A 12,763-nucleotide genomic window follows, 5' to 3' on the forward strand; every position below is an offset into this window, starting at 1 on the left:
ACGAAGACGGCCCCCACCGAAGCGGGGGCCGTCGGTCGGAGGATCAGCAGACGCCGACCCCGTACACGGTCAGCGTCTGCCGACCCCGTACGCGGTCAGTAGACGCTGACCCCGTACGCGCTCAGGGCCTCCGTCACGGGCTGGAAGAACGTCGTCCCGCCCGAGGAGCAGTTGCCGCTGCCGCCGGAGGTGAGGCCGATGGCGCGGCTGCCGGAGTAGAGCGGGCCGCCGGAGTCGCCGGGCTCGGCGCACACGTTCGTGCGGATCATGCCGTAGACGATGTCCCCGCCGCCGTAGTTCACGGTGGCGTTGAGACCGGTCACCGAGCCGCTGTGGGTGCCGGTGGTGGAGCCGCGACGGGTGACCGACATGCCGACCGTCGCGTTGGCGGCGCTGGTGATGTCGACGCTGCCGACGGTGCCGGACTTGGTGACCGTGCTGTTGGTGTAGCGGACGATCCCGTAGTCGTTGACCGGGAAGCTCGATCCGGTCGTGCTGCCGAGGACGGTCGACCGGGAGGAGTTGGAGTACCAGGTCCCCGCGCCGTCGGTGCAGTGGCCGGCGGTGAGGAAGTAGTAGTTGCCCGCGCTGTCCCGGACGTTGAAGCCGAGCGAGCAGCGCCAGCTGGAGGCGTAGATCGCGTCGCCGCCGGAGATCAGCTTGGTGAACTTTCCGGGAGTCCGTTCGACGCGGATCGCGCCGGCGTTGGCCCCCGCCTGCTGTCTGATCTTCGCGATCTCGGCCGGGGAGACGGTGGAGTCGGCGGTGACGACGACCTTCCCGGTGGCGGCGTCGACGTGCCAGGCGGTGCCCGCCACGTCGGCGGCGAGCACGGCGTCGCTCGCGGCGGAGAGCTGGGAGGCGCCGAAGGTCTGCGTCGTGCCCGCGCTCGCCGTGGGGACGGCCAAAGCCGCGGCGGCGGCGAGCCCGGCGGCGACCGCGAGCGTCCGGATCGTACGGGTGCGGGTGCGGGTGGTGCGCTGGTTCCTCACTTCTCGTTCCTCCTGAGTGGGGGGGGGAAAGGTGCGGATCGGTGCGCGGGGATCAGTAGAGGCTGACCCGGTACTTGGCGAGCGCCTCGGGCACCGGCTGGTAGAACGTGGTGCCGCCGGTGGAGCAGTTGCCGCTGCCGCCCGAGGTGAGGCCGAGCGCCTTGGTGCCGTCGTAGAGCGCGCCGCCGGAGTCGCCGGGCTCGGCGCAGACGTTGGTCTGGATCATGCCGCGGACGGTGCCGCCGCCGGAGTAGTGCACGGTGGCGTCGAGGCCGGTGACGGTGCCGCTGCGGGTGCCGGTGGTGGAGCCGGAGCGCTTGACGGACTCCCCCACGTAGGCGTCGGCGGCGGTGAAGCCCCCGGTGTGGGCGAGCGAGGCGTTGTCGTAGCGGACGAGCGCGTAGTCGTTGCCGGGGAAGCTGGACCCGACGGTGGCGCCGATCAGGGTGGACTGCGCCGAGTTGGCGTACCAGGTCTTCACGACGTTGCCGCAGTGGCCGGCGGTGAGGAAGTAGTACGTGCTGCCGCTGCGCACGTTGAAGCCGAGCGAACAGCGGTAGCCGCTGCCGTAGATGGCGTCGCCCGCGCCGAGCAGGGGCTTGAAGACGCCGGGGGTGCGCTGGACGCGGAGGGCTCCGGCGTCGGCACCGGCCGCCGCGCGGATCTTCGCGATCCCCGCGTCGGTGACGGTGGAGTCGGCGGTGACGACGACCCGGCCGGCCGCTCTGTCCACGTACCAGGCGGTGCCGCCGACCCCCGCGGCGTCGACGGCGGCGTCGGCGCGGGCGAGCTGGGCGGCTCCGGCCGGGCCGGGGGCGGGGGCGGCCTGGGCTCCGGGGAGTCCGATGGCCGTCACGGCCGCGATTCCGGCGACGAGGGCGAGCAGACGGGTGCGGGTGTTCCTCACTGTGCTCCTCACGATTCTCCTTCTGGGAAAAGCGGAGGGGCCCGTGGATGGCGGGCCCATGAGCGCTATCAGGTGACGTGTTCCTGACATGCACCGTGAGTGATAGTGGCCCTCCCGGAGCGGACGCACAAGACCGCCGAACGGACGGGTGCCCCCGCCGTCCCGGCCGGGGGGCACCCGTCATCCGTGCCGCATCGGGTCAATGCCCTGCTCAGGCGCGGCTCGGCAGCCGCTCCCCCGCCGGCACCGCGGTGTCGAGCGTGTTCCCGGGCGGCGGGAACGGGCAGATGAAGTGGTCGGCGAAGGCGCACGGCGGCAGCAGCGCACGGTTGAAGTCCACCGTCACCGAACCGTCCTCGGCCGGAGCCGCCGGGCGGAGGAAGCGGAAGCGGTAGCTGTCCCGGCCGCTGGTGGCGTCCGCGAAGACCGCCCACAGGGAGCCGTCGTCCTCGACGGCCACCTGCAGGGTGTGCTCGCCCCCGTGCAGGTCGAAGACCAGCTCCCCGGACAGCCCGAGACCGCGCTCCCTGCCGTCGGCGTTCTCGACCCGCACGCTGCGGGTCTCCTCGTACGGTCGGAACACGCCGGGCACCACCCAGCGGTCGTCGTACGGGGTGGCCTCGATGCCCCGGAACGCGCGGCGCGCCTCCGACTCCGGGTCGAAGTCCCTTACGGCCCACAGCCCTTCGCGCCGGAGCACCACGAGCCGCCGGCCCGCCGACTCGACGCGGGACTCGTGGATCGGGCCGTGGTCGGCGGTGAGCCGGACCGTGCCGATGAGGGGCTTGCCGTCGACGGTGACCGCGTCCTCCGCGCCCGCCGACAGGAGGACCTCGTCGCCGTCCTCCCGCCACTCGCCGGGAACGCCAGGAAGCCGCCCCTCAGGGAAGTCCGCGAGCCAGTGGGTGCCCGTGAGGGAGAGCGGGCCGTACGAGGAGGAGACCGCGGCCTCCCGCTGCTCGTGCCAGTGCTGCCAGTCCTGCTGGGGATCCGTACTCATGGTGCTCAACCCTTCCATACGGGCTCGGGCAGCCCGAGGTGCGCCCTGAGCGTCGTGCCGGCGTACTCCGTACGGAAGACCCCGCGCTCCTGGAGCAGCGGGACGACCCGGTCGACGAAGTCGTCGAGACCGCCGGGAGTGAGGTGCGGGACGAGGATGAAGCCGTCGGCGGCATCCGTGGCCACGAACTCCTCCAGGGCCGCCGCCACCGTCGCCGGACTGCCGACGAAGGACTGCCGCCCGGCGGACTCGATGACCGTCTGCCGGATCGACAGGCCCTTCGCCTCGGAGAGCGCCCGCCACTTCCTGGCCACCGCCACCGGGTCGGCGACCCTCACCCGGCCCTGGACGAGCGCCGAGTCGGGGTCGGGATCGACGTCCGGGAGCGGCCCGTCGGGGTCGTAGCCGGACAGGTCGCGGCCCCAGATCTGCTCCAGGGCGAGGATCGCGTTCTGCGGGGAGACCTGGAGGCGGCGGATCTCGGCGGCCTCTTCCTGCGCCTCGGCGTCGGTGTCCCCGAGGACGTACGTCACCCCCGGCATGATCTTCAGGTCGCCCGGCTCCCTCCCGTACCGGGCCAGCCGCCCCTTCACGTCGGCGTAGAACTCCCGGCCGGCCTCCAGGGTGGAGTGCCGCGTGAAGATCACGTCGGCGGCCGAGGCGGCGAACTCCCGGCCCTCGGCGGAGTCTCCGGCCTGGATGACGACCGGATGCCCCTGCGGGGAGCGCGGGACGGTGAACTCGCCCTCGATCCCGAACTGCGGCCCGTCGTGGGCGAAGGGCCGCGGGCGGCCGTCCGGGGTCCAGGAGTCCCACAGCTCCCGGGCGGTGGCGAGGAACTCGGCGGCCCTGGTGTACCGGTCGGCCCGGTCGAGGTAGCCGCCGCGCCGGAAGTTCTCGCCGGTGAAGGCGTCCGACGAGGTGACGATGTTCCAGGCGGCCCGCCCCGCGCTGAGGTGGTCGAGCGAGGCGAGCCGGCGGGCCAGTTCGTACGGCTCGTTGAAGGTGGCGTTGACCGTGCCGGCCAGGCCGAGCCGGTCGGTGACGGCGGCGAGCGCGCTGAGGACGGTGATCGACTCAGGCCGGCCGACGACGTCGAGGTCGTGGATCCGACCGTTGTGCTCGCGCAGCCGCAGCCCCTCGGCCAGGAAGAAGAAGTCGAAGAGACCGCGCTCCGCGGTTCTCGCGAGGTGCTCGAAGGAGGAGAAGTCGATCTGCGACCCGGAGCGCGGATCGGACCAGACGGTGGTGGAGTTGACGCCGGGGAAGTGGGCGGCGAGATGGATCCGCTTCCGGGCGGGGGATGTGCTCACGCGCCTGCTCCCGTCGTGGCGTACTGGCCTGCGGGGCGGACGAGCCCCAGGTGGTCGCGGAGGGTGGCGCCCTCGTAGGCCGTACGGAGGAGGCCGCGGTCCCGGAGCCGGGTCACGGTGTCCGCGGCGAACCGCGCCAGGTCCCGTTCGGGCACGGCGGGGACGAGGTGGAAGCCGTCGACCGCGCCGCCGCCGTGCCAGCCGGCGATCAGCTCGGCGAGCGCCCCGGGCCCGCCCTCGTACGCGTCGAGGTCGACGGTCGCCGAGAGCAGCACGCGCAGCTGTCCGGGGTCGCGGCCGTGGGCGCGGGCCGCCCGGTGCAGTTCGGCGCGGAGGGCCGCGGCCTCCTCCGCGGAGCCGGCCCGGATCAGGACCACGTCGGCGTGGTGGGCGGCGGTCTCCCTGGCCGCGGGGCGGGTGGCGTCGACGACGGTCACCGGATTGCCCTGCGGGGGCCGGGGGACGATCGAGGGGCCCTTCACGGAGAAGGTCGAGCCCTGGAAGTTCACGTGGTGCAGCTTGCGGCGGTCGACGAACCGGCCGGTCGCCACGTCGCGGATCTCGGCGTCGTCCTCCCAGCTGTCCCACAGCTTGCGGGCGACCTCGGCGACCTCGCCCGCCTCCTGCCAGAGTTCGGCGGCGGGCGGGACGGGGCGGCGGCCGAAGAGCCGGGCCTCCGCCCCGGTCGGGGAGACCGCGATCCGCCAGCCGGCCCGGCCCCTGCTCACCCAGTCGAGGGTGGCGACGGCGGCCTGGACGTGGAACGGCTCGGTGTGGGTGGTGGTCACGGTCGGTACGAGACCGACGGACCGGGTCTCGGGGGCGACTCGGGCGAGGACGGCGAGCGCGTCCAGGCCCGGCCGGGCGAAGGAGTCGTCATGGGTGAGGAAGTCGAGCCCGGCGGCCTCGGCGAGGCGGGCGAGCGCGACCGTACGCGCGGCGGAGGTGGAAGGGGGGCCTTCGGGTCCGGGGGCGAGTTCGGCGGCGAGGTGGAGTGTTCGGATGCTGGTCATGCGGTCTCTCTCGGAACGGGTGCGGTCTCCCGGCACGGACGGGGTGGGTCAGTTCCCGGTGCGCGGCAGGCCCGGCGGGTTGATCTCCGACTTCTTCACGGCCTCGTCGTCGAGGCCCCACCGCTTGAGGACCTGGGCGTAGGTGCCGTTCTCGATGACGTGGTCGAGGGCGGCGGCGTAGGCGGCGACGAGACCGCTGTCCTTCTTCGTGGTGGCCGCGATCTTGCCCTGGAGGCCGGCGCCCGCACCGGAGAACTTCCCGACGATCTCCGTCTGGCCGGCGGAGAGCACGTGGTAGGCGGCGACGGGGTTGGGGCCGAGGTAGCCGTCGATCCGGCCGGACTGGAGCGCCAGGTAGTAGTCCGAGGTGTTCTGGTAGTACGTGATGTCGACCGGCTCGCGGCCGGCCTTCTCGTTCTGCGCGGACCAGTCGACGAGGATCTTCTCCTGGTTGGTGCCGGAGCCGACGGCGATCTTCTTGCCGGCCACGTCCTCGGGTCCCTTCACCGTCCAGCCGGAGCCCTTCTTCGCCTCGAAGGCCAGGTCGTCGAGGCGGTAGGTGGCGAAGTCGTACTTCTCCTTGCGCTCCTCGGTGACGGTGACGTTGGAGAAGACGGCGTCGTACTTGCCGCTGTCGAGGCCGACGAAGAGGTTCTCCCAGGCGACCGGGTTGAACTCGGGCTTCAGACCGAGGGCGTCGGCGACCAGGGTGGCGAGGTCGACCTCGACGCCGATCAGCGTCTTGTCGTCGGTGGCGCGGAAGGCGAGCGGCGCGTTGCTGGTCGCGGAGACGCCGAGGACGAGCGTGCCTCTCTTGCGGACGGCCTCGGGCAGCAGGCCGGCGAGGGCGTCGACCTTGGGGGTGTGGACGCGGTTCTGCTCGTGCCTCAGATTGAGGCCGCCGCTCCGCTTCCCGTCGGCGGGCGCGACGCTGTCGACGGCGGCGTCACCCGAGCCGCAGGCGGTGAGGACCCCGAGGGCGGTGAGCGAGGCAAGGGCGGCGAGGAGGCTACGACGGGTCTTCACGGTGGTGCTCCTGTGGGAGAAGAGAAAGGAGAGGAGAGAGAGGAGAGAGTGGAGAGGAGGAAACGGAAAGGCGGGAGGGTCAGAGGACCTTGGAGAGGAAGGCGCGGGTGCGCTCGTGCCGCGGGGCGTCGAGCACCTGGGCGGGCGGCCCCTGCTCGACGATCCGGCCCTCGTCCATGAAGACCACGGTGTCGGCGACCTCGCGGGCGAAGCCGATCTCGTGGGTGACGACGATCATGGTGGTGCCGGAGGCGGCCAGGTACTTGATGACGTCGAGGACCTCGCCGACCAGTTCGGGGTCGAGCGCGGAGGTCGGCTCGTCGAAGAGGAGCAGGCCCGGTTCGAGGGCGAGCGCGCGGGCGATGGCGACCCGCTGCTGCTGCCCGCCGGAGAGCTGCTTGGGGTACGCCTCCGCCTTGTCGGCGAGTCCGACCCGATCGAGGAGCTGCCGGGCCGCGGCCTCGGCGTCCTTGCGGCGGCGCTTCAGGGCCGAGACGGGCGCCTCGACGATGTTCTCCAGGACGGTCAGGTGCGGGAAGAGGTGGAAGTTCTGGAAGACGAAGCCGATCCTGGTCCGCTGCTTGAGGATCTCCCGCTCGCGCAGCTCGTACAGCTTGTTCCCTGAGCGGCGGTAGCCGACGAGGGTGCCGTCGACGCTGACGGTGCCGCCGTCGACCTTCTCCAGGTGGTTGACGGTCCGCAGCAGGGTGGACTTGCCCGAGCCCGAGGGGCCGAGGACGACGGTGACCTCGCCGGCCCGGACGTCGAGGTCGATGCCGCGCAGGACGTGGAGCGGGCCGAAGTTCTTGTGGACGCCCCGTATCTCGACCTTGGGCCTCGGGTCTGCGGTGACGGAGCTCATCGGACGCTCCCCTTCGCGTAGTGGCGTTCGACGTAGTGCTGGACGACGGAGAGCGCAGTGGTGAGCAGGACGTACCAGGCGGTGGCGACCATCAGGAGCGGGACGACCCGCCCGTTGCGGCCGTAGACGACCTGCACCTGGTAGAAGAGTTCGCCGATCGCCATGACGGAGACGATCGAGGTGCCCTTGAAGAGCGAGATGATCTCGTTGGCGGCGTTGGGCAGGATCGAGCGCATCGCCTGCGGCAGCACGATCCGCCGCACCTGCCGGAGCCTCGGGATGCCGAGCGAGGCCGCGGCCTCCGACTGACCGTGGTCGACGGAGAGCACCCCGCCCCGGACGATCTCCGCCGCGTACGCCGCCTGGTGCAGGGCGAGGCCGAGGACGGCGGCGCTCATCTCGCCGACCAGACCCATGGTGTCGAAGGCGACGAAGCCGGGCCCGAAGGGGATGCCGATGCTCAACTCCTTGTACAGATAGGCCAGGTTGAACCAGAAGAGGAGCTGGACGATGAGCGGGATCGAGCGAAACGCCCAGATGTAGCCGAACGCGACGGACCGCAGGAACGGGCTGGCCGACAGGCGCATGAAGGCGAGCACGATGCCGACGGCGAAGCCGAGGGCGGTGCCGTAGAAGGTGAGCTGGAGGGTGACCCAGACGGCCCGGAGGATCGTCTCCGCGGTGAAGAACGCGGCGAAGACGTCCCATTCCCAGCCGGGGTTGGTGACGAGACCGTGGGCGAACTGGACGAGCAGGACGGCGGTGACGACGACGGCCACCCAGCGCCAGGGGTGACGTACGGGGACGATCACGAGGTCGGCGGGTGCGGGCGCCGCGGTGCGCGGGCCCTTCACGGCACTTTCGGCGGCGGGCGGATCGCTGGTTTCGGTGGTCGGCGGATCACTGGTTTCGGCGGGCGGCGGATCGCTGGTTTCGGCGGGTGGATCGCTGGTGAGAGCCATGGCGGTTCCTCGGAAGGGGCGGGAGGGTGGAGCGGAGGGAGGGGTGGGCGCGCGGGGGTCAGGCGCTCAGCGGGACCGTGGACCGACACGCACGGTCGCGCAGGAAGGTCAGCGCGGCCCGCGCGGTGACGTCGTTCTGCCGGAAGGCGAACCCGCCCGTACGGGGCCGGGTGAAGGCGCCGCCGGCCCGTGCCGTGGTGTGCGGGCCGAGGGCGAAGCGGCGCGGGTGCGGGCGGCCGTCGTGCTCCAGGATCCGGCCGTCGACGGGGTCGACGACGAGAAGGCCCTCGACGGTGGCCCGCGCGCCGTCCTCGTGCAGGGCGCGCAGGAGCGGGCTGCCGGTGTGTTCGAGGGTGGGGTCGGGGAGGCGGGCCTCGACCAGGGCGCGGGCCTCGGTCCACTCCCCCGGTACGGCGGGGGACCGGGCCCGGAAGAGTCCGCGTTCCTCGTCGGCTTCGACGGTGACCTGGGGGCCGAGGAAGCGGACGACGCCGGCGCGGGAGAGCGCGAGGAGCTGGTGCAGCCGGGGGCCGGGCGGCCCGGAGGCGAGGTAGCTGAAGAAGCCGTGCCACCAGCCGTCGGACCCCAGGCGCGTGCCGAGCCGCAGGAGCTGGCCGTAGACGGAGAGCAGCGCGTCGAAGACGGCGGCGTCGGCGCTGTGGGCGGGGTCGTGACGGCGGGTCAGGTCGTCGTGGACGTAGTCGCGCAGGCCTTGCTGGAGGGCTTCGGCGGAGCCGAAGCGGAGGCCGTCGAGGGGGTGGTCGAGGGCGTCGAGGTCGAGCCGGTCGGCGGGGTCGGGGACGGCGGCGGCGACGACCGCGGCGAGTTCGGCCCCGTGCGGCGGTGCCTGCGCGTAGGCCTTCTCGAAGTCGCTCCAGGGGAGCGCGGTCCGCTCGGGGTGGGCGGCGAACAGCCGGTGGTAGTGGGCCCAGCCGAGTTCCTTGTCGACGAGGGGCCACACGTCGCGCCGGAAGTCGAGGGGACCGGTCCGCCTCAGCAGGGCGTCGGTCTGCTCGGGGCCGAGGAAGCGGGGCAGCGGGGGCCGTTCGCCGTCGAGGACGTAGCCGAGCTTCGAGTGGTACGGGACCCCCCGCCGCGACCCGACGTACAGGACGGGTTCCCTGCCCGAGGGTACGTAGACCAGCGCGTCGCCCTCGCCCTCGTACCGTCCGCCGCGGCCCTCGGTGAGCAGCGCCATCAGATCGACGAAGGCGAGTCCGAAACCGCGCACGAGGACGGGTTCGCCGGCGGGCAGTGCGGTGAGGTCGGTGTCGGCGGTGAAGTCGGGCGGCAGGTGGACGAGGCCGTGGCGGGCGGCGAACCCGGCCAGGGCCCGCTGCTCCGCGTCGGGTTCGGCGTCGAGGTGTCCGACGGTGAGGACGACGAGGTCGGCGAGGAGGGGTGCGGCGGCGTCCCGCAGCCAGACCCGCTGGCGTCCCTCGCGGGGGCCGCCGACGCGCAGGGCGGTGGTGCGGTGTTCGTGGACGGTGACGGAGGCGGGCAGGGAGGCGCGGGCCCGCTCGTACGTCCAGCGCAGATAGGCGCCCTGCTCGGGACGGGTGGGGAAGGCGCGTCCCTCGATGCCGGACCATTCGGCGAGGGTGGGGCCCGGGCGGACGGGTCCTTCGAGGACCACGGTCTCGTCGGTGAACATCGTGACGTCCTCGGCACGGGAGTTCATCCAGAGCAGCGGGGACTGGCCGGTGCGCCAGATGCGGCCGGGGCCCGCCGGGTGCGGGTCGACGAGGTGGAGGTCGAGGGGGCGGTCGCCGTACAGCTCGGGCAGGTTGGCGGCGAGGCGTTCGAGGACACCGGTCCCCCGCGGCCCGGCGCCCACGATCACGATCGACGGGGTGGGCGGCACGGCGGGCGAGGGAACGGCCGCCGGATGGCCGCTCATCGCGCACCGGCCGTTCCGCGGGCGTAGTGCCGCTCGATGTAGTGCTGGCCGATGCCGAGGACCGAGGTGACGGCGACGTACCAGAGGGTGGCGACGAGCAGCAGCGGGATGATCTCGTACGTGCGGTGGTAGACGAGCTGCGTCGAGTAGAGCAGGTCCTGGACGGCGATGACGGAGACGATCGAGGTGCCCTTGAGGGTGCCGATCAGCATGTTCCCGGCGGGCGGGACGATCGCCCGCATGGCCTGCGGCAGCACGATCCGGGAGAGCCGGCGCCGACGGCCGAGACCGAGGGACTCGGCGGCCTCGATCTGGCCCCGGTCGACGGAGAGGATGCCGCCGCGCACGACCTCGGCGGCGTAGGCGGCCTCGTGCAGGGTGAGGCCGAGGACGGCGACGGCGACGGGTCCGAGGAGGTTGACGGTGTTCACGCCGAGGATCTGCGGGTAGAGCGCTCCGATGTTGAACCAGAAGAGCAGCTGGACCAGGATCGGAGTGGACCGGAAGAACCAGACGTACCCCCAACTCACGGATCGCAGAACGGGGTTGGCGGAGAGCCTCAGCACCGCGAGCAGGGTCCCCAGGGCGAAGCCGAGGACCATGACGAGGGCCGTGAGCCACAGGGTGAGGCCGAGGCCGCGCAGGACGGACGCGGAGGTGAAGTAGGCGGCGACCACGTCCCACTGGAAGGCCTCGTTGCGGACGACCGAGACGAGACCGAAGGCGAGCAGGACGAGGACGAGACCGGCGGCGGTCCACTGTCCGGCGCGGCGGGCGGGGACGATGCGCGGAGGCGGGTCGGCCGGCGGGGCCGTGGCGGGGGTGGTGGCGAGGGTCGCGGACATGCGAAGGCTCCGTGGATGCCAGGGGGCGGATCGAACACGGGGGTGCGCCTTCACACGCGCTGAGTCGCGGATCCGGGCCCCTCAGCCCGATCCGCCCTTCGAGGCTATGCGGTCAACACGGGCCGCTGTCAAGGCTGTCCGCACTGTGAGCCGTACGTCTCATCGTGGTTGACGGGGGAACGGATGCCTGTTCCACTGGGGCCATGCATCCGCAGCAGCTGGTCACGCGCTCCCACATCGACTTCGGTCGCGTGTGGTCCTCTTCCTGTTGAGCCGACCCGCTGTTCCGCCCCACCCGCGTGCTGTTCTCCGCGGCGCCTTCACATCCAGGCCCCTCGCCGGCGCCTGAGCTCTCCCCTCCCCTCGCCCTGCCCCTGTGTCCTCCTTCGTCCTGAAGGAAGCCGCGGCCTGCCTTCGCTCCGGAGGAGACCGCCGTCCTTCCTCGTCCTGAGGGAAGCCTCCTCCTGCCTTCGCCCCGAAGGACCTTCATGACCTTCGCGTTGTCCGTGCACCGGACCACGACCACCGACGCCCTGGCCCGCCCGCTCCTCGACGAGCTGGCGCACGAGTACACGACCCGGTACGGCTCCGCCCACGACCTGAACCGCTACCCGGCGGAGGAGTTCGCTCCTCCCCACGGCGCCTTCCTGCTCCTCCTGGAGCAGGGCCGGCCCGTGGCCGGGGGCGCCTACCGCCGCTACGACGACCACACCGCCGAACTCAAGAGGATCTGGACCCACTCGGACCACCGCAGGCGCGGCCTCGCCCGCCGCGTCCTGACCGTGCTCGAACGGGAGGCCGCCGCCTGCGGCTACTCCCGGATCTTCCTGACGACCGGCCCTCGCCAGCCCGAGGCCCGAGGCCTCTATCTGGCGAGCGGCTACCGCCCGCTGTTCGACGTGACCGCAGAGCCCGAGTCGATCGGCCCGCTGCCGTTCGAGAAATTCCTGGAGAACCCGAAGCCATGAGCACGCGTACGAGTACCGGCACCGCGCGCACCACCCTCGCCTTCGCCCTGATCACCGCCACCGCGCTCACCCTCACCGCCTGCGCGGGCGGCGAGCCCGCGACGGCCCCCGCCGCGGTCTCCGGCGCACCGGGCGCCTCGAAGAACGCCCTCCCGACCGAGGACGTGGTGTCGGCGGTCGCCAGGAACGAGGCCGCGGCGAAGCTGCTCCCCGCCGACGTACGGCGCCGGGGCAGCCTCACGATCGCCTCCTCGGTCGCGACGCCGCCGAGTTCGGCCTATCTGCCGGACGGCAGGACCGTGGTGGGCGTGGACGCCGACTTCGCCGGCGCCGTGGCGAAGGCCCTCGGTCTTGAGCTGAAGCGCGAGGTGGTCGGCTTCGAGGCGATCCTGCCGGCGCTGGGCAGCGGCAAGTACGACGTCGGCACAGGGAACTTCGGCGTGACGGAGGAGCGGCGCAAGGCCATCGACTTCGTCACGTACATCAACGACGGCCAGGGCTTCGCGAGCCGGGCCGACAGCCCGCTGAAGGCGGTCACGGACCTCACCCGGCTGTGCGGTCTGAAGGTGGCCGTGAACGCGGGCACCACCTTCGAACGGACCCTGGAGCAGAACAAGGGCCGGTGCGCGGAGGCCGGCAAGAAGCCGTACGAGGTGAACGTCTACAGCGAGACGGGGGCGATCTGGATGTCGCTCCAGCAGGGCCGCAGCGATGTCGTGATGAACACGATCAACGGTCTGCGGTACGCGGTGACGCAGCAGCGGAACGTGAAGTTCCTCAACGAGTACCGGCGGCTCGACGTCGGCTTCGCCTTCAAGAAGGGCACCCCGCTCGCGCCCGCCTTCCAGGCGGCGGTGAACGGCCTGAAGGCGGACGGGACGTACGACAGGATCCTGCGGAAGTGGGGGGTCACGGGGTCGGGCATCCCCACGTCGCGGATCTCCCCGCCGGAACTCCCGGCACCGAAGAAGTGAG

General features: G+C 72.2%; 12 protein-coding genes. 2 read left to right on the plus strand and 10 right to left on the minus strand.

Annotation, left to right across the window (positions count from 1 at the left end; translation table 11 throughout):
• Nucleotides 1-95: 95 nt before the first annotated feature.
• The 10 genes from ACIA8N_RS21430 to ACIA8N_RS21475 form a co-directional block, all read right to left on the minus strand.
• Nucleotides 96-992, minus strand: coding sequence for a S1 family peptidase (locus ACIA8N_RS21430; RefSeq protein WP_365783630.1), 897 nt, complete (start codon nt 990-992; stop codon nt 96-98).
• Between the two features lie 52 nt (nt 993-1,044).
• Nucleotides 1,045-1,959 carry a S1 family peptidase gene (locus ACIA8N_RS21435; RefSeq protein WP_365783686.1) on the minus strand — a complete coding sequence of 305 codons (915 nt, stop codon included), beginning with the start codon at nt 1,957-1,959 and terminating at the stop codon, nt 1,045-1,047.
• 151 nt (nt 1,960-2,110) lie between these two features.
• Complete coding sequence (locus ACIA8N_RS21440; RefSeq protein ID WP_365783632.1) at nt 2,111-2,899, minus strand: DUF1684 domain-containing protein; 789 nt, start codon at nt 2,897-2,899, stop codon at nt 2,111-2,113.
• Between the two features lie 5 nt (nt 2,900-2,904).
• Nucleotides 2,905-4,185, minus strand: coding sequence for an NtaA/DmoA family FMN-dependent monooxygenase (locus ACIA8N_RS21445; RefSeq protein WP_365783688.1), 1,281 nt, complete (start codon nt 4,183-4,185; stop codon nt 2,905-2,907).
• A 23-nt stretch (nt 4,186-4,208) separates the two neighbouring features.
• Nucleotides 4,209-5,225 carry an LLM class flavin-dependent oxidoreductase gene (locus ACIA8N_RS21450; RefSeq protein WP_365783634.1) on the minus strand — a complete coding sequence of 339 codons (1,017 nt, stop codon included), beginning with the start codon at nt 5,223-5,225 and terminating at the stop codon, nt 4,209-4,211.
• A 48-nt stretch (nt 5,226-5,273) separates the two neighbouring features.
• Complete coding sequence (locus ACIA8N_RS21455; protein WP_365783636.1) at nt 5,274-6,251, minus strand: ABC transporter substrate-binding protein; 978 nt, start codon at nt 6,249-6,251, stop codon at nt 5,274-5,276.
• A 79-nt stretch (nt 6,252-6,330) separates the two neighbouring features.
• Nucleotides 6,331-7,113 (minus strand): amino acid ABC transporter ATP-binding protein, encoded by a 783-nt coding sequence (locus tag ACIA8N_RS21460; protein ID WP_365783638.1) that lies wholly within the window; start codon nt 7,111-7,113, stop codon nt 6,331-6,333.
• A complete protein-coding gene (locus ACIA8N_RS21465; protein ID WP_365783640.1) occupies nt 7,110-8,075 on the minus strand; it encodes an amino acid ABC transporter permease in 966 nt (321 codons plus the stop codon). The genes ACIA8N_RS21460 and ACIA8N_RS21465 overlap by 4 nt, the downstream gene beginning before the upstream one ends.
• A 58-nt stretch (nt 8,076-8,133) precedes the next feature.
• Nucleotides 8,134-9,975, minus strand: coding sequence for an FAD/NAD(P)-binding protein (locus ACIA8N_RS21470; protein ID WP_399416747.1), 1,842 nt, complete (start codon nt 9,973-9,975; stop codon nt 8,134-8,136).
• On the minus strand, nt 9,972-10,820 hold the full coding sequence (locus tag ACIA8N_RS21475) for an amino acid ABC transporter permease (RefSeq protein ID WP_365783642.1): 849 nt from the start codon (nt 10,818-10,820) through the stop codon (nt 9,972-9,974). Before ACIA8N_RS21475 ends, ACIA8N_RS21470 begins: the two co-directional genes overlap by 4 nt.
• Before the next feature lie 488 nt (nt 10,821-11,308).
• On the opposite strand from ACIA8N_RS21475, the gene ACIA8N_RS21480 reads away from it, so the two are divergent.
• Complete coding sequence (locus ACIA8N_RS21480; protein WP_365783644.1) at nt 11,309-11,788, plus strand: GNAT family N-acetyltransferase; 480 nt, start codon at nt 11,309-11,311, stop codon at nt 11,786-11,788.
• Entirely contained in the window at nt 11,785-12,762 is a 978-nt protein-coding gene (locus ACIA8N_RS21485) for an ABC transporter substrate-binding protein (protein WP_365783646.1), read from the plus strand. Before ACIA8N_RS21480 ends, ACIA8N_RS21485 begins: the two co-directional genes overlap by 4 nt.
• The last annotated feature ends 1 nt before the right edge of the window (nt 12,763 follow it).

The organism is Streptomyces sp. NPDC051822 (assembly GCF_044452745.1).
In the GTDB taxonomy this organism is placed as follows: Bacteria; Actinomycetota; Actinomycetes; order Streptomycetales; family Streptomycetaceae; genus Streptomyces.

Excerpts from the sequence above, each read along its gene's own strand:
- ACIA8N_RS21465 (WP_365783640.1), bottom strand. The coding sequence starts at position 8,075 with ATGGCTCTCACCAGCGATCCACCCGCCGAAACCAGCGATCCGCCGCCC.
- ACIA8N_RS21475 (WP_365783642.1), bottom strand. The coding sequence starts at position 10,820 with ATGTCCGCGACCCTCGCCACCACCCCCGCCACGGCCCCGCCGGCCGAC.
- ACIA8N_RS21440 (WP_365783632.1), bottom strand. The coding sequence starts at position 2,899 with ATGAGTACGGATCCCCAGCAGGACTGGCAGCACTGGCACGAGCAGCGG.
- ACIA8N_RS21460 (WP_365783638.1), bottom strand. The coding sequence starts at position 7,113 with ATGAGCTCCGTCACCGCAGACCCGAGGCCCAAGGTCGAGATACGGGGC.
- ACIA8N_RS21480 (WP_365783644.1), top strand. The coding sequence starts at position 11,309 with ATGACCTTCGCGTTGTCCGTGCACCGGACCACGACCACCGACGCCCTG.
- ACIA8N_RS21435 (WP_365783686.1), bottom strand. The coding sequence starts at position 1,959 with ATGGGCCCGCCATCCACGGGCCCCTCCGCTTTTCCCAGAAGGAGAATC.
- ACIA8N_RS21485 (WP_365783646.1), top strand. The coding sequence starts at position 11,785 with ATGAGCACGCGTACGAGTACCGGCACCGCGCGCACCACCCTCGCCTTC.
- ACIA8N_RS21450 (WP_365783634.1), bottom strand. The coding sequence starts at position 5,225 with ATGACCAGCATCCGAACACTCCACCTCGCCGCCGAACTCGCCCCCGGA.
- ACIA8N_RS21470 (WP_399416747.1), bottom strand. The coding sequence starts at position 9,975 with ATGAGCGGCCATCCGGCGGCCGTTCCCTCGCCCGCCGTGCCGCCCACC.